Raw genomic sequence first — 19,025 nt, forward strand, 5'->3', positions numbered from 1 at the left:
ACGGGCCGGCGGTCCGTCACGTCGTGACCCGGTCGGCCGGCGGCGGGGTCTCGACCAGGAGCTGCGCGATCACGCTCGGCGAGCTGACGCCGTCGAACTCGGCCTCGGCGTCGAGCACGAGCCGGTGCGCGAGCACGGGCACGGCGAGGGCCTTGACGTCGTCCGGCGTGACGTAGTGACGGCCGTTCAGCGCCGCGAACACCCGGGCGGCCCGGATGAGGCCCATCGCGCCACGCACGCTGACGCCGAGGCGGACCTCGCTGGCCGAGCGGGTGGCGTCGACGAGCCGTGCCACGTAGTCGGCGATCACGGCGTCGACGTGCACCGAGCGGGCGAGCGCGGCCATCTCGGTGATCGTCGCCGCGGGGACGACGCTCGCGAGCGGCACCGAGGCCGAGGGTGCCGAGGACGTCTCGAGGATCTTCACCGTCGCGGCGTGGTCCGGGTAGCCGATCGAGGTCTTCATGAGGAAGCGGTCGAGCTGCGCCTCGGGCAGACGGTACGTGCCGGCCTGCTCGACGGGGTTCTGCGTGGCGATGACCATGAACGGGGCGGCGAGCCGGTGGTTCACGCCGTCGACGGTGATCGCGGACTCCTCCATCGCCTCGAGCAGGGCGGACTGGGTCTTCGGGCTCGCCCGGTTGATCTCGTCGGCGAGCACGATGTTCGCGAACACCGGCCCGCGGTGGAAGTCGAACTCCTGGGTGCGCTGGTCGTACACACTGATGCCCGTGATGTCGCCGGGCAGCAGGTCCGGCGTGAACTGGATCCGGTTCGTCGTGCCCTGCACGCTCTGCGCCATCGCCCGGGCGAGGCTGGTCTTGCCGGTTCCGGGGACGTCCTCGAGCAGCAGGTGGCCCTCGCTGAGCATCGCCGTGACCGCGAGGCGGATCACGAACGTCTTCCCGAGGAGCACCTGCTCGACGTTGGTCACGATGCGGCCGGCGACGTCGGCGAACCAGGTGGCCTGCTCCGGGGTCATGCTCATGCGGGGTCGGTCCTTCGTTGGTGGCGTGCGGGCGGTGGGGCGGTCGGGCTGGCCGCGGGTCGGGGCCGCGGGTCAAGGCTGGGGGTCAGGGGGCCGCGGGATCGGACGGGACGGGGTCGGACGGGGCGGGCTCGGGGTCGGGCTCCGGTTCGGGTGCCGGCGTGATCGGGAACGCCTCCGATGCATCGCCGATGGCCTCGTTCGACCCGTCCGCGAGCGTCAGTGTCGCACGCACCTTCACGGACTTCGCGTACGAGAGCGGGGTCGGGGTCGCCTCGCCCGCGTTCCATCCCGCAGACCGCGGCAGGGCGGGGACGGTGCCCTCTTCGTCGAGGTACCAGTACGCCGTGAAGTGCACACCGACGCCGGTACCGCTCGGCCCGGTGACCCCGAGCGGCTGTCCCTCCTGCGCCGAGGTGACGGTCGCGGTCGTGTCGTACGCGGCAGCCGTCCCCGTCCAGGACTGGTCGTCGCTCGTGCAGAACGAGCTGCCGGGCCCACCGCAGGCGCGGACGAGCAGCTGCACGGCGACGTTGCGCGCACCCGAGCCGGGGACACCGGTCCACGTCTCGCCTGGTCGCAACGACACCGTCTGGCCGCCGGTCTCGAGCTGGTAGTGGTGCGCGTCACGGGACGACGCGGTGACGCTGACGTTCCACGTGTTCGTCCCGACCTTCGTCACGTCGACGCCGGCGCGCCCGGTGGCGGTCGGGCGTTCGTACGTCACCGCGTCTGCGTACGCCACGTTGCAGAAGTAGCCGTTCGAGACGGTCACCGCGTACCGCGTGGTCCCGGCGCCGACCCCGGAGTCCCGAGCCGGGCTGCTGGTGCCGAGCGAGTTCGACGGCGGCGCCTTGCAGTCGACGTCGGCGGAGCGGTACGCCGCGTACCGCAGCCCCGATCCCCCGGCGGCGTCCGCCGGACCCCAGGTGACGTTCACCGTCGACCGACCGGACTCGTCCGCCTGTGCACCGGCCTCGGCCTGCACGTTCGACGGCTTGCCGGGCGTCCCGACCGCCGTGCCCGACCCCGAGCCGGAGTTCCACTGCACCACGGTGCCGTTGCGGTCCGCGTCGTTGCGCGCGGAGACCGAGACGGAGTACTTCGCACCGCTCTCGGCGCCGGTGAACGAGGTGCTCGTCGCGGTCCCGGTGCGGCGCATCGTGGACAGGCCCGGCCCCTTGACCGTCACGACGTAGTCGTCGACCGCGCTGCCGCCCTTCGGTGCTGGCACCGGCGTCCATGCGACGTCGAGCTGGTTCGGGGTGCTCTTGCTCGGTGAGACCGTGATGTTCTTCGGCGGCGCCGGCACGTAGTCGGCGCTCATCGAGACGGACCGCGCCGACGGCTTCGAGTCGCCGATGGCGTTCGTCGCGACGACCTGGAAGCGGTACGACGCCTTCGGGTCGATCCCGGTCAGCTGGCAGACCGTCGACGTCCCGCAGTTCTTCGTGAGCCCGTTCGTCCCGACGACGCGGTAGCCCGTGATCGGCGAGTTGTTGCCCTGCGGTGCGGCCCAGGTGAGCGAGAGCTGGCCACCGTCGTACGACCCCGTGCGGGTCGGCGTGCCGGGGGCGTCGGGGACGTCCTGCACCGAGATCGTGACGTCGCCCCAGACGTACCGGTTCGGGTCGTTCGTCGCGTCTGCGACCTGGTACTGCAGGTGCGCGTCGACGGGCTTCGCCGTGTCCGAGACACGGACCTGGAGCCGGGAGCGGTCCTCGCTCGGTGTGACGGTCACACCGCTCGGCAGGCCGCCGGACAGACCGCGGATGTTCACCACGCGCAGCCGCTGCCCGGGGAACGGGTTGGTCGGCTGGTCGTTCGTCAGGACGTCGATGGTGGTCGTCGCGCCGCGCTTCGTGACGGACCGGTCCGCGCCCGGCTGGACGAGCGGTCGGGTCGACCCGACGATGCCGACCGTGACGGTCCCCGCGCGCCCGGCGTTCGCGTCGTCGGTCACGCCCACCCCGATGGCGGCCGTCGTGTTCTTCTTGGCCGTGTCGGCGACGGCGATGGTCAGCCGCTGCTTCGCGATGCTCGCGGTGACGCCGTCCGCCGGACGCCCGACGACCGAGTACCGCAGCTCGGGCAGGTCCCGCGGGTACGGGTAGTCGGTGAGCTTCGTCAGGTCGATGGTGCGGCGCTCCCCCGGCTGCATCTCGACGGCGGAGCCGGTGAACGCCGGCGGCTGGTTCGACCGGGGCGTCACGGTGATGGGCAGCACGAGGGTCGCGACGCGTCCCTTGCCGCCGTTCGCCGACGAGCCGTCCGTGACCTCGAACGAGATGGAGGCGTTGCCGTAGTACAGCTTCGACGACGTGAACTGCAGGGTCGACGAGTCGACGACCAGGCGCTGCCCGTTCGCGTGGGTCGCCTTGACCGTACCGCGGTCGGTGATCGTCGCGGTCTTGCCGTTCGCGGTCACCACGAAGTCGTCGAGCGGGATCCGCACGGTCGCCTCGCTCTTCACCGTGATCGACCCCGCGCTGCGGTTGATCTGCGGCAGTGCGTCGTCGAAGCCCGGCACGTTGATGAAGCCGTAGGACACGATGTCCGGGTGGTCGACCCGGGCCACCGAGAACGGGATCACCTGCGAGTCGTCGGTGAGCCGGACGGTGATCCGGTCGTCGTCCGTGGTGCGGGCGGTGTCGCCGTAGCCGTCGACCAGCCCCACCCGGAGGTCGGCCGAGGTGCCCTCGGCGAAGAAGACGTTCTCGAGCACGTCGACCGTCACGGTCTGGCGGTGCAGGATGTCCTGCAGGTCGAGCGTGGTGTCGTCCACCTCGGGTCGCAGCGGCTGGGCGTCCTCGTCCACCGTGACGGTCAGGAACGCCGTGCTCGAACCGCCGCTGCTGTTGGTGACCGTGTACAGCACGGCGTAGTCGCCGGACTTCGCCGTCTTCGGCGGGGTCACCCGGATCTGCTGCTTCCGCAGGATCTTCGCCGCGACGTCGTCGGCGGTGGGCTCCGCCGCGGTGACGGTGAGCTGCCCGCCCTCGGGGTCGGAGTCGTTCTGCATCACCCGGACGGTCACCGACCCGCCGGGACGGATGGTCACGTGGTCGGCCTGGGCGACGGGGTTCGACGCCTGCTCGGCGCGCGGCGCGATCCCGACGCGCACGGTTCCGCTCGCACGGGCGCCGAGTGCGTCGACGACCGTGTAGGTGAACTCGTCGGTGCCGGCCGAGTAGTCACCCGCCTGGTAGGTCAGCGAGTCCTTCGAGACGTCGCTCACCGAGCCCTTGTCCGGGTTGGACCCGACGCCGACGAGCTGCACCGAGTCGCCGTCCGGGTCGACGCCGTTCAGCGGGATCGACACCCGCACCGAGGACCCCGCGACGACGCGCGCGGTCACCGTCGGCGGGACCGGCGGGTTGTTCGTGGCGGCGTCGCGCTCGCGGACCGAGATCGAGACGGACGCATCGGCGTGCTGGCCGTCCGGACCGGCGACGCGGTACACGGCCGTGTAGTTGCCGGGGGTCTTCGGGGCCAGGTAGCGCAGGTGGTCGCCGGAGACGAAGAGCAGACCGCCGTCGCCGGGCACGTTCTGCACCAGGTCCGGCTCGAGCGTCAGCGGCTCGCCCTCGGGCTGGGTGTCGTTGTCGAGGACGGCGATGTTCGCGACGTCGCCCACCCGGACCGTGCTGCTGTCGGGCTGCGCCACCGGCGGCTGGATGCGGTCCGGTCGGGGGATCTCGACGACGGTGATCGTGCCGGTGGACGACGCCAGGCCGTTCGTCTCGGTGTACTCGAAGGACACCGGCCCGTCGAGCGGCGCCGTCAGGGTGATGCGCACGGTGTGCTGGTCGAGGATGCTCGCCTGCACGCCGCTCGACCGCTGCGGCGCGTCGATGGCGCTCACCATGAGCACGCCGCCGGCCGGGTCGATGTCGGTCGCGGTGACGTCGGTGTCCTTCGTCGACAGCGTGTTCACGAACACCGTCTTCGGTGTCGTGATGGGGGCGGTCGAGGCGTCCGGCGGCGCGAGGATCGTCACCCGCACGATGCCGCTCGACGTCTTCACACCGTCGGTCACCGTGTACTCGAGCTGGTGGTCACCCGCACCGGCGCCGAGCACGCGGAAGGTGCCGGCGTCGTAGCTCGGGGTCACCGTCAGACCGGACGCCGAGGACACGCTGGTGAGGGTCACGGTGCCGTTGCCGCCGCGCACGTGGTCGAGCGGGTCGACGCTGAACGCCTTGCCCGCGTACCCGCTCACCGGGAAGGGGTCGGCGCGGAGCGGCACGCTGCCCTGCTTCGCGACCCGCATCGTCGCCGAGCCGCGGCCGTCCGCACGCCCGTCGCTGACGACGACCTGCACCGACCGCTCGCCGGTCCTGCCGCTGTCGTTGCGGTAGTCGAGCAGGCCGTCCGGCGTGGTCGACGCGTTGTCGCGGTCGGACGCCGTCGCCGACTCGAGGTAGACGGGGTCGCCGTCGGGGTCGACCCAGTCGCCGAGCACGTTCGTCACGACGTGCCCGTTCTGCACGACGTCCGCCGAGGTGTCGCGCACCTGGCGCGGAGCCTCGTTCTGCGACTCGGGCCGGACGCTGACGCGGACGGTCGCGGTGTCGGAACCGCCGTTGCCGTCGGTGATCGTGTACTGGAACGACACGGTCCCGGAGGCACGCGACGACAGCGTCACCTGCAGACGTTGGCCGTCGCCGACGATCGCGACGCGGCCGGCGGAGTCCGAGAGCCGTCCGACCTCGCTCACCACGATCGGGTCGCCGTTCGGGTCGTAGTCGTTGAGCAGGACCGGGAGGCTCGTGGTGCGTCCCGGACGAGCGCCCAGCTCGTCGTCCACCGCCACCGGCGGCTTCTGGTCCTTGTCGACCTCGGGGTCCTCGTCGGAGACCTGCTCGCGCTGCTTCTGGTCGTCCTGCTCGACGAGGTCGGACCAGTTGTCGATGAGCTGCCCGCTGCGGTCGATCGCCCACGACCGGCCGCTCGACGGGTCGTTGGCGACGACCGTCCGACCGTTGTGGAGGATCTGCATCTCGCTCGTCCCACCGGTGCTCGCCAGGCGCTGGAGCGCGCGGCCGTCGCAGGTGTCCACGGCCTGACCGCCGGCCCACGCGGCGTAGGTGCAGCTGCCGTCGACGTAGGGCCGCGCGGCTCGGCCGGACACGGCCAGCGGCGTGCCGTCGACCCGCCCGGACGGTGTGACCCGGGCCAGGCCGGCCGTCCCGGCCACCGTGACGTCCGAGCCGGCGTCCGACGACCGCTGCAGCGCCGGGGACGAGCCCACGCGGTCGCCGAGGTCGACCGCGTCGCCGTCCACCGTCAGGGTGCCGCTCGTGCGGTCGAGCACGGCGAGGTGCGACCCGAAGGCGGCGACCTGGAAGTCGTCGCCGCGACCGGCGTCGACCTTCCAACGGCGGTCGACGGTCAGGGTCGCACCGATGTCGACGAGCGAGGCGGTGCCGGTCTTCGCCGAGTAGACGGCGACGTGGTCGTCCGAGGCGTCGAACACGGTGTCGGCGCCGAGCGTCAGGTCGGCCTTGGTGGAGGCGTCGAACTCCTCGAGCTGGTCGGCCGGTGTCGCCCAGAGCTCGCCGGTCTCGGCGTTGCCGATGACGGCGGTGTCCCCGGCCAGGAAGACCTGTGGCGAACCGGCGGGCAGGGTGACGGCGTCGCCGACCGTGGCGGCCGCGACGTCGACCTTCGCGACGGTGCCCTTGGTCTCGTCGACGCTGTAGACGGTGGAGCCGCGTTGCAGGACCGAGAGGTCGTCGCTCGCGGTCTCGACGGCCGTGTTGAGCTGCAGCACCTGGGTGTTCGCACGACCGACCGCGCCGTACTCGGCCGAGGGCACCCAGACCGTCCCGTCGCCGAGGTCCACGCGCTGCGTGTGGTAGCCGGTCGAGACGATCGCGGTGCCGGCGACCACGGCGGCGACGAGCACGGACACACCCGTGGTGACGGCGGCCGATCGGTGCTTCGCGAGGAGCGCGCGGATCACCCGGCGCTCCCGATCGTCGCGCACTTCTGCGCACTCGCTGCGCCGGTCTTGCCGTCGCGGTTCACGGCGACCGCGATGCACTGCTCCTCGCCACGCTCCCCCGAGACGACGAACGTCGTGCCGGACTGCTGGCTCGAGGACCCGTTCGACGAGATGACGTACGTGTCACCGGTGCGCAGGCCCGGGTCGGCCCACGAGAACGAGACCGCACTGGCCGAGGTCGATGCCCGCACGTCGGCCACGACCGGGATCGCCCCGGTGCCGAGACGGCTGACCACGACGACCGTCGCGACGGCGAGGGCCGCGACGACCACGACGGTGAGCGACGTCGCCCAGAGGAGCGTCGAGCGCGTGCGGCGACGGGTGCGGGTGACGGAACCGGTCCGGTGCACGGTCCCGACGCTCTGCGCGCCACCGGCGACCATCCCGCCCTGGACCGGACGACGGGTGCGACGCCGACCGCCGACCCGTGCGGGTGCCTGCAGTTGCCGCACCGTCGTGCGTTCACCGGCGGGCGTCGGCGACGCCACCGCCCACGCCTCGACCGCGACGTCGGCAGGGGTCTGCGGGATCCCGAGCTCGGCCTCGACCTGCTGCAGGCCGCGGACGAACTCGATGACCGTCGCGGGGCGCGCCTGCGCCTTGCGGGACAGGGCCGTCGCGAGCAGCCGCTCGAGCGACGGCGGCACGTCGGTGCGTCCCGTCGGCTTGACGCCGCCCTTGTCGATCCGGTGCATCAGGTCGTTCGCGCCGTTCTTGCCGCCGCGGATCTCGAACGGGCTGCGGCCGGCGAGCAACGAGTAGACGGTGGCGGCGAGGGAGTAGACCTCGGACTGGATCGTGCCGCGGGACTCGTCGATGAGCACCTCGGGCGCCGACCACGGGATGGACATGCCGACCGGTTCGTCGGGGTCGGTCCCGCCGATGGTCGCGGCGATGCCGAAGTCGGACAGCACCGGGTTGCCGTACGCCGTGAGCAGGATGTTCGAGGGCTTGATGTCCCGGTGCAGCACACCCTCGCGGTGCGCCGTCTCGAGCGCCGACCCGATGCGGATGCCGATGGACAGGACCTCGGACACCGGGATCGGCTCACGTCGGTACCGCTCGCTGAGCGAGGACGAGCAGAGCTCCATGACGAGGTACGGGCGGCCGTCCGCGGCCACGCTCGCCTGGAAGACGGTGAGGATCGACGGGTGCGTGCTGAGCCGGGCCATGAGGTTCGCCTCGGCCTGGAACATCTGCCGCACGCGGTCGTCGACGACCTCGTCGAGGAGCACCTTCACGGCGACCTGTCGGCGCGGCATGTCCTGCTCGTACAGGAAGACGTCGGCGAAGCCACCGGAGCCGAGCACGTGCACGGGGCTGAAGCCGCCGATGACGGGCGGGTTGGACGGCAGGCGTCGCGCCATCGTCCTCTCCTCCCCGGGCCGGGTGGCCGCGTGTCTCGTCGTGGCCCTGCTCATTGTACGAACCGTTCGTGGACGGGTCGCCGCGCGCCGGTGGGCCGTGGGCGGGCGCGGTCCCCCAGTTCGGGGGACGGTCAGTGCCGGGGCAGCGTGTCCTCGAGGTCACCGTCGTCGGGGGCACCGTCGACCTGCAGGACGACCACCGTGACGTTGTCGCGTCCCCCGGCGACGACCGCGTCGCCGACCAGGCGCTCCGCGAGCTGCTGCGCGTCGGATTCGCGGGCTGCGATCCGCGCGATGCCGGCGTCGCCGAGCTCCTTGGTGAGCCCGTCCGAGCACACGATGTAGCGATCGCCGGCCCGCAGCGGGAGCGTCCACCAGTCGGGTGCCGGCGGTTCGCCGAAGCCCACCGCGCGGGTGATGACGTTGCTGTCGGGGTGTCGTTCGGCGTCCTCGGCGCGGAGCAGACCGGCGTCCACCATCTCCTGCACGACCGAGTGGTCGACCGTGACGCGACGGAGCACGCCGCCCTCGATGCGGTAGGTCCGGGAGTCGCCGACGTTGAACACCAGCGCGGCGGGCTGCCCGAGCGAGGCCACGAGGGCGATGCCGGTGACGGTCGTCCCCGCGCCGATGGCGTTGCCGCCCGCGGCCCGCTCGATGTCGGCGGTCGCCAGGAGCAACGCCCGCTGGATGCCCTGCCGCGTCGTGAACGGGTCGGTCGTCACCTGCTCGAGGCGCCGCACCACGGCGTCGCTCGCCCGGTCACCGGCCAGGTGACCGCCCATGCCGTCCGCGACGACGAAGAAGGGGGCACCGACGATGTAGCTGTCCTCGTTGTGGTCACGCCGTCTCCCGACGTCGGTCGAGGCTCCCCACGACAGGGTGAGGGTGGCGCCGTCGGCACCGGGGACGTCGATGGCGTGCGCAGTGGCTGCTCGGCCGAGTTCGGTCACGTGTCAGGATCGCTCTCTGGTGGGTCGGGGCGTGCCGTGTGCTTGCTGATCGGAGGGCCACGGGGGAACCGGAGCGGACCCGTCCGCCGTCGGTGCGACCCGGAGGTACGGCGAGAGGACCTCGATGGCGTTGCCGTCACCGATCTCGACTACCGTACCCGTCAGCGCGACGATCGACGCACCCGACGGCATGCGGTACGCGGGTGCGCCGGCCGGACGGACGACGGTGCCGTTCGTCGACCGGAGGTCCTGCACGACGACGGCCTCGCCCTCGGCGTGCAGTCGGACGTGCGACGACGAGACCTGCCCGTGCACGGAGCGCACGGTCACCAGCTCGGGTTCCGGCCCGCGGGTGATCCGCGGCAGCGACGGCCGTCGTCCGATGACCACGGGGTGGTCGAGGCGGAAGAGCTGGTCGCCGATCCGGATCGACGGCACCTTCGCCGTGCGTTCCGTCGGAGCGGACGGGAGGCCCGGTGCGGCTCCGCCGGCGGCGCCCGGTCGCGTGGGTGGTCGGCCCGGGGCGCGGACGACCGTGGCCTCGGCATCGGTGTCCGCCGCGTCGGTGTCCGTCGCGTCCGTGTCCGTCGCGTCGGTGTCCGTCGCGTCAGTGTCCGTCGCGTTGGTGCCCGTTGCGTCGCTGTCCGCCGCATCGGGTGCGCCCCGGGCCGGCGCACCGCCGACGCCGAGGCCCGGGACGGGCGGCAGGGGCCGGATGACCGTGTCGCCGAACGGGTCGTCGTGCGCGTCGGGCGACGCACCGGGCACCGGAGGCAGGCGGCGGACGACCGTGTCCCCGTGCGGGTCGTCGACGCCGTCCGACGCACCGGGTTGCGGCGGCAGCGGCGGCAGCGGCGGCAGCGCGGACGCCGGTCGGAGGACCGTGTCGCCGAGGGGGTCGCCGTCGACGTCGTCGGACGGGCCGGGCGCCGGTCGCACATGCGACACCGGCCGGAGGACCGTGTCGCCGAGGGCGTCCCCGTCGACGCCGTCCGAGGAGCCGGACACCGGTCGGAGCCCCAACGCCGGCCGGAGGACCGTGTCGCCGAGCACATCGTCATCGACGCCTGCCGACGCCCCGGGCATCGCAGGGACCGAGGGCCCGGGCCGGACGACCGTGTCGTCGACCGCGGCGCCGTCGTCGGTACGGCCGCGGATGACGGTGTCGTCGAGTGCCGCTGCGACGCGGTCGCTGCTGAGCGCCGCACGGGGTCGCCGGATGACGGTGTCCTCGATGTCCTCGAAGCCGTCGTCGTCGTCGCGCAACCGGAGCCCTTCCCAAGTGGTTGCGTCCACCGTAGACGATCCTGTCGACCCCGCATCACCGCGGCGACCACGTCGGACGGCTGTCCGCGAGCACCGAACGCAGCACGAGTCCGGCCAGCGCGTCGTCGTCACGGACGTCGAGCGCGTACCGCGCCCGGGTCTCGGCGCGGGCCGCCGACCCCAGCGCCCAGGCGCACCAGGCTGCGAGGGCCAGCGCACCGGCCGCTCCAGCCGTGCCGTCGGCCGGGCCGTCCTGCACGTGCCAGGTCCGCCAGGCCTCGACGCACCGGTCCCCCGCCGTCCGCAGACGGGAGCGCGAGGGCCGCGGACCGATCCCGGAGAGCGCCGGCGGTGTGTCGTCGTGGAAGGGGTCGAAGGCCCGGAGCGTCCGAGGGTCACGCACACCGGGGGCGGCCAGGAAGTCCACCAGGGCCATCCGGGTCGCGAGCGCGCCGCACGCCGTGACGACGGCCGTCGCCGCGGTCGCACGCAGCGGGCCGTCGCCGGGCGCGACGAGCGCTGCGGCCGCGGCGGGGAGGGTCACCGCAGCCGCGATCTCGCGAGGGAACCGCACTGCGGAGTCGTGGTCGGATCGAGCCGTGAGAGGGATCATGCACGCCATCGAAGCGTGATCCGCGCCTCCCGACCGGCCCACCCGGACCGTCTGTGGACGGCCGCCACGCTGACGGAGCCTGTGGAGGACCGACCTTGGTGCCCGCCGTCAGGCGGCGACGGGCTCCAGGCTCTCGGCGACCAGGTCCCACCCGTCGGCGCCGCGCTCGAGGACGACCCCGTTGCCGGCAGCCCAGTCGACCAGGTCGTCCATCGACGCGACCGCAGCGGCGGTGCGTCCGAGCAACGCGACGAGACGGCCCTTCGCGGTCTTGTTCCAGTGGTTGAGCGCCCGACGCCGACGCGTCCCGTCGACGCTCACGACGCGGGGTGCGACGGCGCCCGGGACCGGACCGAGCTTGCGGTAGCCCTCCGACCGGAGGTCGAGCACGAGACCGTCACCACGCTGCACGAGTGCACGGCTCGAGGCGGCGGGCCAGTGCGTGGCCAGCCGGAGCGCGCCCAGGCGCGAGTCGTGCGACAACCGGTACGCGGGGATCCGGTCACCTGCACCGATCGGGCCGAACATCGCGGACTGGACGACCACGTGCTCCGCCCACCAGTTCCGAGTGGCCTCGGCTGCGTCGACGGCCCCGAGCGGGTCGTAGAGCACACCGGTGTAGCGCTCGATCGCCGGCATCGTCCCGGAGGTCTCGAGCTCGAGGTTGCGCAAGCGCTCCCCGACGGACTTCGGGCCGAGCTTCAACGCCGTCCGGGCAGAGGACTCCTCGGAACTGACGGAGCGGGCCGCGGTGATCACCGCGGCCCGCTCGCCGATCAGTTCCGGGAAGGACAACGCACGCAGGTCGAGCGTGCGGGTCCGGTCCCCGCCCTCCCGCTTCGTCTCCGAAGGCGGGAGGAGGACGGTCAGTCCGGTCAGGACGCCAGCGCGGCCTGCCGCGCGACGATCGTCACCGTGTCGTGCTCGACCGACAGGAAGCCGTCCTCGGCGTCGACCGTGACGGTCGACCCGTCGGCCCGCGTGATGCGGACCTGACCCTGCGCCAGGATCGCGAGCATCGGCTCGTGCCCGGCGAGGATGCCGATCTGACCCTCTGTCGTCCGTGCGACGACCATGGTGGTGTCGCCCGACCAGACCTCGCGGTCGGCCGAGACGACGCTCACGCTGAGACCCGCCATGTCAGCGGTTCTCCTTCTGGATCTGCGCCCACTTCTCTTCCACGTCGTTGATGCCACCGACGTTGAAGAACGCCTGCGTCGCGACGTGGTCGAACTCGCCGTCCGCGATGGCGCGGAAGGACTCGATGGTGTCCTTGAGCGGCACCGTGGAGCCCTCGACACCCGTGAACTTCTTCGCCATGTAGGTGTTCTGCGAGAGGAACTGCTGGATCCGACGAGCGCGCTCGACCGTGATCTTGTCCTCTTCGGAGAGCTCGTCGACACCGAGGATGGCGATGATCTCCTGCAGCTCCTTGTTCTTCTGGAGGATCTGCTTGACGCGCGTGGCCGTCTCGTAGTGGTCGGCGCCCAGGTACCGCGGGTCCATGATGCGGGACGTCGAGGTCAGCGGGTCGATTGCCGGGTACAGACCCTGCGACGCGATCTCACGCGAGAGCTCGGTCGTCGCGTCGAGGTGCGCGAACGTGGTGGCCGGAGCCGGGTCGGTGTAGTCGTCGGCCGGCACGTAGATCGCCTGCAGCGAGGTGATCGAGTGACCACGCGTCGAGGTGATGCGCTCCTGGAGCACACCCATCTCGTCGGCGAGGTTCGGCTGGTAGCCCACCGCGGACGGCATGCGGCCGAGCAGCGTCGAGACCTCGGAACCGGCCTGCGTGAAGCGGAAGATGTTGTCGATGAAGAGGAGCACGTCCTGCTTCTGGACATCGCGGAAGTACTCCGCCATCGTCAGCGCCGACAGGGCCACGCGCAGACGCGTTCCCGGCGGCTCGTCCATCTGGCCGAACACGAGGGCCGTCTTGTCGAAGACACCCGCCTCTTCCATCTCACCGATGAGGTCGTTGCCCTCACGGGTGCGCTCACCGACACCGGCGAACACCGACACACCGCCGTGGTCCTGCGCGACGCGCTGGATCATCTCCTGGATGAGGACGGTCTTGCCGACGCCCGCACCACCGAAGAGGCCGATCTTGCCACCCTGCACGTACGGGGTGAGGAGGTCGATGGACTTGATGCCGGTCTCGAACATCGAGGTCTTGGACTCGAGCTGGTCGAAGGCCGGGGCCTTGCGGTGGATCGGCCAGCGCTCGGTGATCTCGAGCTTCTCGTCCGTGTTGAGCACGTTGCCGAGGACGTCGAAGACCTTGCCCTTGGTGACGTCGCCGACGGGGACCGAGATCGGAGCGCCCGAGTCACGGACCTCCTGGCCACGGACCAGACCGTCGGTCGGCTTCAGGGAGATGGCGCGGACGAGGTCGTCGCCGAGGTGCTGCGCGACCTCGAGGCCGATCTCCTGCGACGAGTCACCGATGGTGATGGTCGTGAACAGGAGGTTGTACATCTCCGGGATTGCGTCGTGGGGGAACTCGATGTCGACGACGGGGCCCGTGACACGGGCGATCCGGCCGACACCGGGCGCCGACGACGTCTCGACCGCGGTGGTTGCGGTGTCGGTCATGGCTGGTGCCTTCCTGAGGGTGGGTATCTGTCCGCGAACGACGCGGACTACTTCTTCTTCGACGAGAGGGCGTCGGCGCCGCCGACGATCTCGGAGATCTGCTGGGTGATCTCCGCCTGACGCGCGTTGTTCGCGAGTCGGGTGAAGTCACGGATCAGCGAGTCGGCGTTGTCGCTGGCCGCCTTCATCGCCTTCTGACGGGCGGCGTGCTCGGAAGCAGCCGACTGCAGCATGGCGTTGAAGATGCGGCTCTCGATGTAGACCGGGAGCAGCGAGTCGAGCACCGCGTCGGCGTCCGGCTCGAACTCGTAGAGCGGCAGCGGCTCGTCGCCCGCGGGCTCCTCGACGCCGTCGACGACCTCGAGCGGGAGCAGGCGCACGACCTGCGGCTCCTGGGTCGCCAGGCTCAGGAAGCGGTTGAAGACGATGTGGATCTCGTCCACGCCGCCCTCGGCCGTGTCCTGCAGGAACTTCGCCACGACGGCGTCGCCGATCTCCTTGGCCGTCGAGAACTCCGGCTGGTCGGTGTTGCCGACCCACTGCTGCTCCGACGCGCGCTCACGGAACGCGAAGTACCCGACGGCCTTGCGGCCGACCAGGTAGTAGACGACGTCCTTGCCCTCGCTGCGGAGCAGGGAGGCGAGCTCCTCGCCCTGCTTGAGGACGTTCGTGCTGAACGCACCGTTCAGACCGCGGTCCGAGGTGAAGAGCACCACGGCCGCGCGGGTCGAGGACTCCGGCTCGGTGGTCAGCACGTGGTCGACGTTCGAGAACGTCGCCACGGCCGACACCGCACGCGTCACGGCTCGCGAGTACGGGCCGGACGCAGCCATGCGGGCCTGCGCCTTCTGGATCCGCGACGCCGAGATCAGTTCCATCGCGCGAGTGACCTTCTTCGTGGTCTTCGCGGACTTGATTCGCTGTCGGTAGACCCGGACCTGCGCTGCCATCTAGCGACGACCCTTGACGATCTGCTCCTGGTCGACGTCCTCGGCGTCAGCCGCGTCGAACTGCTCGGAGCCGAGGGTCTTGCCGTCGCTCGTCTGGAAGCTCTTCGAGAACTCGTCGATCTGCTTCTCCATCTCGGCGACGGTCTCGTCGCTGAGCTGGTTCGTCTCGCGCAGGGTCGTGAGGACCTCGGAGTTGCGACGCAGGTGGTCGAGCAGCTCGGACTCGAAGCGGAGCACGTCCGGCACCGGGACGGTGTCGAGCTTGCCGTTCGTGCCGGCCCAGATCGAGACGACCTGCTCCTCGACCGGGTACGGCGAGTACTGCGGCTGCTTGAGGAGCTCGGTGAGGCGGGCACCGCGGTCCAGCTGGCGACGCGACGCCTGGTCGAGGTCGGACGCGAACATCGCGAACGCCTCGAGCGAGCGGTACTGCGCGAGCTCGAGCTTCAGCGTGCCGGAGACCTTCTTGATCGACTTCACCTGGGCGTCACCACCGACGCGCGACACCGAGATGCCCACGTCGACGGCCGGACGCTGGTTCGCGTTGAAGAGGTCCGACTGCAGGAAGATCTGGCCGTCGGTGATGGAGATGACGTTGGTCGGGATGTACGCCGAGACGTCGTTCGCCTTGGTCTCGATGATCGGGAGACCCGTCATCGAACCGGCGCCGAGCTCGTCGGACAGCTTCGCGCAACGCTCCAGCAGACGGGAGTGCAGGTAGAAGACGTCACCCGGGTAGGCCTCGCGGCCCGGCGGACGACGCAGGAGGAGCGACACCGCACGGTAGGCCTCGGCCTGCTTGGACAGGTCATCGAAGATGATGAGGACGTGCTTGCCCTGGTACATCCAGTGCTGGCCGATGGCCGAGCCGGTGTAGGGGGCGAGGTACTTGAAGCCGGCCGGGTCCGACGCGGGAGCGGCGACGATCGTCGTGTACTCCATCGCACCGGCGTCCTCGAGCGCGCCCTTGACGGAGGCGATCGTGGAGCCCTTCTGACCGATGGCGACGTAGATGCAGCGGACCTGCTTGTTCTCGTCGCCGGACTCCCAGTTGGCCTTCTGGTTGATGATCGTGTCGATCGCGATGGCCGTCTTGCCGGTCTGGCGGTCGCCGATGATCAGCTGACGCTGACCGCGACCGACGGGGATCATCGCGTCGATGGCCTTGATGCCGGTCTGCAGCGGCTCGTGGACCGACTTGCGGGACATGACGCCCGGGGCCTGGAGCTCGAGGGCACGGCGGCCCTCGGCTGCGATCTCGCCGAGACCGTCGATCGGGGCGCCGAGCGGGTCGACGACACGGCCGAGGAAGCCGTCGCCGACGGGGGCGGAGAGGACCTCGCCGGTGCGGGTGACCTCCATGCCCTCCTCGATGCCGGCGAACTCGCCGAGCACGATGGCGCCGATCTCGTCTTCGTCGAGGTTCTGCGCGAGGCCGAGCGTGCCGTCCTGGAAGCGGATGAGCTCGTTGGCCATGACGCCGGGGAGGCCCTCGACGTGCGCGATGCCGTCACCGGCGTCGGTGACGTGCCCGACCTCGGCCGTGGAGGCCTTCGTCGGCTCGTAGTTCGAGACGAAGTCCTTCAGGGCATCACGGATCTCATCGGGGCTGATGGTGATGTCTGCCATGGGATTTTCCTTGTGGTTTTCCGGGGCCCTTCGGCTCCGAGAGGGTGACGCTGCCGGACTCGGCAGTTCCCGTTGTGGACTTGGGAGGAGCGGCTTCGACCGTACGCCTAGCCGGCGAGCTGGAGCCGGAGCTCCGAGAGCCGCGTGGACACGGTGCCGTCGATGACGTCCCCGCCGATCTGCACCCGAACCCCGCCGACGACCGAGGGGTCGACGACCTGGTTGATGCTGATGTCCTTGCCGTAGCGCTCGGCCAGACCGCGCGCGACGCGGGCCGACTGGGCGGTCGTCAATTCCGTGGCGGTGACCACGGTGGCGACGAGCTTGCCGTTCTGCTCGGCCACGATGCGCGAGGCATCGCGGACCAGTTCGCCGATGCGGCGGCCACGGGGCTGCTGCACGAGCGCGGAGACGATCGTCACGGTCTGCGGCGAGGCCTTGGACCCGAGGAGACGCTCGACGAGCGCACCCTTCTGGTCCGGGCTGCCGAGCTTCGTGCCGAGCGCGAGCTCGAGGCCGGCGTCCGAGCGGACGGCGGTCTCGAAGGCGAACAGCTCTGACTCGATGGGCGACTCGGCACCCGCGGTGGCGGCGACGGCGCGGATGCCCGCGTCCTCGATGCCCGCGAGGAGGTCCTGCTGCGAGGACCAGCGCGAGCCGGCCACCGCGGTCAGCACCGCGCGCGTCGCGTCCGACTGTCCGGCGAAGACGCGGTCGATGAGGACCTTCTTGCCGGCCGGGTCGGCCGTCGGGTCGGACAGCAGCCCGAGCAGCTGCGGCGCACCGGCGATCGCTCGCCCGGAGGCGAGGATCTCGGCACCCGCGGCCAGGTCGGCACTCGGACCGAGGTCCGTCAGCACCGCCCTGGTGGACGCGAGTGCTTCTCTGGTAGCGCTGCGCATGCTCAGTGCTCCCCCGTCTTCGTGCCCTGCGAGGCCTCGAGGTCGGCGAGGAAGCGATCGACGACGGCGGTCGACTTGGCGTCGTCCTTGAGGGACTCACCGATCACACCGGACGCGAGGTCCAGCGCGAGGGTGCCGACCTCGGCACGCAGTGCCTGGACGGCGCTCTGCCGCTCGGCCTCGATCTGCGCCTGGGCGTTCGCCGTGATGCGTGCTGCATCGGCGGACGCCTGCTCGCGGACCTCGTTGCCGATCGCCGTGGCGTCGGCGCGGGCCTGCTCGCGGATGCGGGATGCCTCGGCACGGGCGTCGGCGAGCTGCTTGTTGTACTCGTCGAGCGCCGCAGCGGCCTGCTGCTGCGCAGCTTCCGCCTTCTTGATGCCACCTTCGATGGCCTCGGTGCGCTCATCGAGCATCTTCGTGATGCGCGGCGTGACGACACGCCACATCACCAGGAAGATGATGACGAAGGCGAGCGCCGACCAAACGACGTCGTACAACGGCGGGATCAGCGGGTTGTGCGTCTCCTCCGCCGCGATGATGAGTGCGTTGTGCATCGAGGGGCCTTAGTTGGTGCCGGTGAAGATGAAGTACGTGGCGATACCGATGAAGGCCAGGGCCTCGGTGAAGGCGATACCGATGTACATGAGGGTCGTCAGGCGGCCCTGGAGCTCGGGCTGGCGAGCGACGGACTCGATCGTCTTGCCGACGACGATGCCGACGCCGATGGCCGGGCCGATCGCTGCGAGGCCGTAGCCAACCGTCGCGATGTTGCCGTTGATCTCCGCGAGAACGGTCGTTGCGTCCACGTGTTTTCCTTTCGAGGTGCGGGCCCGACGGTCGTCGGCCCCGTAGGGGGTCAGTGAGGAATCAGTGCTCGTCGGCCAGCGCCAGCTGGATGTAGACGGCGGTGAGGAGCATGAAGACGTAGGCCTGGAGCAGCGCGACGAGGACCTCGAAGAAGCTGAACGCGATGCCGAACGCGATGGTGCCGACGCCGAAGGCCTTGAAGCCCAGGGAAGCGTCGAAGAAGAAGAACTGTGTGGCCGAGAAGAACAGGACGAGCAGCAGGTGGCCGACGACCATGTTCATGAGGAGTCGCAGCGTCAGCGTCACCGGACGGAGCACGAAGGTCGAGACCAGCTCGATCGGCGTCACGATGATGTAGAGGAACCACGGCACCCCGGGCGGGAAGAGCGAGTTCCGGAGGAACGTGCCCGGGTGCTTGCGGAGGCCGGCGTAGATGAACGCGAGGTACGCGACGATCGCGAGGATCATCGGCATCGCGATGCGGCTCGTGCCGGCCAGGTTCATGAACGGCACCAGACCGGTCAGGTTCATGAACAGCACGCCGAAGAAGATCGTCGCGAGGAGCGGCAGGAAGCGCTTGCCGTCCTTCTCTCCGAGGTTGTCGAAGGTGTTGCGGCGGACGACGTCGAACGCGTACTCGATGAACGCCTGACCGCGACCCGGCACGAGCTTCAGTGCACGGGTGCCGACGAACGCGAACACCAGGAGCACGGCGACGGCGAAGAAGCGGATGAGGACGAGCCGATCGATCTCGAACGGCGTCCCGGCGAAGAAGATCGCATCCGGGAAGAACTCGTTGATCGACGGACCATGGAACTCGGCGGCCTTGCTGCTCCCCGCCGCGACGGTGTCAACCGCAGCGGAGAGGGACAGGGGAAGAGCGTGGGATAGCAGCGCTGTCTCCTGTGTCGGCGCGCGCACATCATGGCACGCGATGGTGGA

The 19,025-nt window shown here is 70.8% G+C and carries 15 protein-coding genes; all 15 read right to left on the reverse strand.

What is annotated here, in order from left to right; all coding sequences use genetic code 11:
- Positions 1-16: 16 nt before the first annotated feature.
- Complete coding sequence (locus tag DEI99_RS09845; protein ID WP_071255898.1) at positions 17-988, reverse strand: AAA family ATPase; 972 nt, start codon at positions 986-988, stop codon at positions 17-19.
- Positions 989-1,073: 85 nt separating this feature from the next.
- Positions 1,074-6,956, reverse strand: coding sequence for an Ig-like domain-containing protein (locus tag DEI99_RS09850; RefSeq protein ID WP_284180793.1), 5,883 nt, complete (start codon positions 6,954-6,956; stop codon positions 1,074-1,076).
- Entirely contained in the window at positions 6,953-8,365 is a 1,413-nt protein-coding gene (locus DEI99_RS09855) for a serine/threonine-protein kinase (RefSeq protein ID WP_111042058.1), read from the reverse strand. Before DEI99_RS09855 ends, DEI99_RS09850 begins: the two co-directional genes overlap by 4 nt.
- A gap of 131 nt (positions 8,366-8,496) precedes the next feature.
- Entirely contained in the window at positions 8,497-9,318 is an 822-nt protein-coding gene (locus DEI99_RS09860) for a PP2C family protein-serine/threonine phosphatase (RefSeq protein ID WP_071255903.1), read from the reverse strand.
- A 3-nt stretch (positions 9,319-9,321) separates the two neighbouring features.
- Positions 9,322-10,614 (reverse strand): FHA domain-containing protein, encoded by a 1,293-nt coding sequence (locus DEI99_RS09865; protein WP_146247124.1) that lies wholly within the window; start codon positions 10,612-10,614, stop codon positions 9,322-9,324.
- A gap of 25 nt (positions 10,615-10,639) precedes the next feature.
- On the reverse strand, positions 10,640-11,197 hold the full coding sequence (locus DEI99_RS09870) for a hypothetical protein (RefSeq protein ID WP_146247125.1): 558 nt from the start codon (positions 11,195-11,197) through the stop codon (positions 10,640-10,642).
- 108 nt (positions 11,198-11,305) lie between these two features.
- Positions 11,306-12,076 carry a YaaA family protein gene (locus DEI99_RS09875; protein ID WP_349774922.1) on the reverse strand — a complete coding sequence of 257 codons (771 nt, stop codon included), beginning with the start codon at positions 12,074-12,076 and terminating at the stop codon, positions 11,306-11,308.
- Positions 12,073-12,336: a F0F1 ATP synthase subunit epsilon gene (locus DEI99_RS09880; protein WP_071255911.1), complete on the reverse strand. Its 264-nt coding sequence runs from the start codon at positions 12,334-12,336 to the stop codon at positions 12,073-12,075. The genes DEI99_RS09875 and DEI99_RS09880 overlap by 4 nt, the downstream gene beginning before the upstream one ends.
- A gap of 1 nt (position 12,337) precedes the next feature.
- A complete protein-coding gene (atpD, locus tag DEI99_RS09885) occupies positions 12,338-13,792 on the reverse strand; it encodes a F0F1 ATP synthase subunit beta (protein ID WP_065959250.1) in 1,455 nt (484 codons plus the stop codon).
- A gap of 47 nt (positions 13,793-13,839) precedes the next feature.
- Complete coding sequence (locus DEI99_RS09890; protein ID WP_111042062.1) at positions 13,840-14,742, reverse strand: F0F1 ATP synthase subunit gamma; 903 nt, start codon at positions 14,740-14,742, stop codon at positions 13,840-13,842.
- A complete protein-coding gene (atpA, locus tag DEI99_RS09895) occupies positions 14,743-16,371 on the reverse strand; it encodes a F0F1 ATP synthase subunit alpha (protein ID WP_071255919.1) in 1,629 nt (542 codons plus the stop codon). It abuts the gene before it with no gap.
- Between the two features lie 107 nt (positions 16,372-16,478).
- Entirely contained in the window at positions 16,479-17,273 is a 795-nt protein-coding gene (locus DEI99_RS09900) for a F0F1 ATP synthase subunit delta (protein WP_071297156.1), read from the reverse strand.
- Between the two features lie 2 nt (positions 17,274-17,275).
- Complete coding sequence (locus DEI99_RS09905; RefSeq protein ID WP_111042063.1) at positions 17,276-17,830, reverse strand: F0F1 ATP synthase subunit B; 555 nt, start codon at positions 17,828-17,830, stop codon at positions 17,276-17,278.
- 9 nt (positions 17,831-17,839) lie between these two features.
- Positions 17,840-18,082: an ATP synthase F0 subunit C gene (gene atpE, locus DEI99_RS09910; RefSeq protein ID WP_017885749.1), complete on the reverse strand. Its 243-nt coding sequence runs from the start codon at positions 18,080-18,082 to the stop codon at positions 17,840-17,842.
- Between the two features lie 61 nt (positions 18,083-18,143).
- On the reverse strand, positions 18,144-19,004 hold the full coding sequence (gene atpB / locus DEI99_RS09915) for a F0F1 ATP synthase subunit A (RefSeq protein WP_258369446.1): 861 nt from the start codon (positions 19,002-19,004) through the stop codon (positions 18,144-18,146).
- Between the last annotated feature and the right edge of the window lie 21 nt (positions 19,005-19,025).

It is taken from the genome of Curtobacterium sp. MCLR17_036 (assembly GCF_003234445.2).
Classification (GTDB): Bacteria; Actinomycetota; Actinomycetes; order Actinomycetales; family Microbacteriaceae; genus Curtobacterium.

What these genes read in the sequence shown, in the direction of transcription:
- atpD (WP_065959250.1), bottom strand. Translation starts at nt 13,792, where the DNA reads ATGACCGACACCGCAACCACCGCGGTCGAGACGTCGTCGGCGCCCGGT.
- DEI99_RS09880 (WP_071255911.1), bottom strand. Translation starts at nt 12,336, where the DNA reads ATGGCGGGTCTCAGCGTGAGCGTCGTCTCGGCCGACCGCGAGGTCTGG.
- atpA (WP_071255919.1), bottom strand. Translation starts at nt 16,371, where the DNA reads ATGGCAGACATCACCATCAGCCCCGATGAGATCCGTGATGCCCTGAAG.
- DEI99_RS09905 (WP_111042063.1), bottom strand. Translation starts at nt 17,830, where the DNA reads ATGCACAACGCACTCATCATCGCGGCGGAGGAGACGCACAACCCGCTG.
- DEI99_RS09890 (WP_111042062.1), bottom strand. Translation starts at nt 14,742, where the DNA reads ATGGCAGCGCAGGTCCGGGTCTACCGACAGCGAATCAAGTCCGCGAAG.
- DEI99_RS09855 (WP_111042058.1), bottom strand. Translation starts at nt 8,365, where the DNA reads ATGGCGCGACGCCTGCCGTCCAACCCGCCCGTCATCGGCGGCTTCAGC.
- DEI99_RS09845 (WP_071255898.1), bottom strand. Translation starts at nt 988, where the DNA reads ATGAGCATGACCCCGGAGCAGGCCACCTGGTTCGCCGACGTCGCCGGC.
- DEI99_RS09900 (WP_071297156.1), bottom strand. Translation starts at nt 17,273, where the DNA reads ATGCGCAGCGCTACCAGAGAAGCACTCGCGTCCACCAGGGCGGTGCTG.
- DEI99_RS09870 (WP_146247125.1), bottom strand. Translation starts at nt 11,197, where the DNA reads ATGATCCCTCTCACGGCTCGATCCGACCACGACTCCGCAGTGCGGTTC.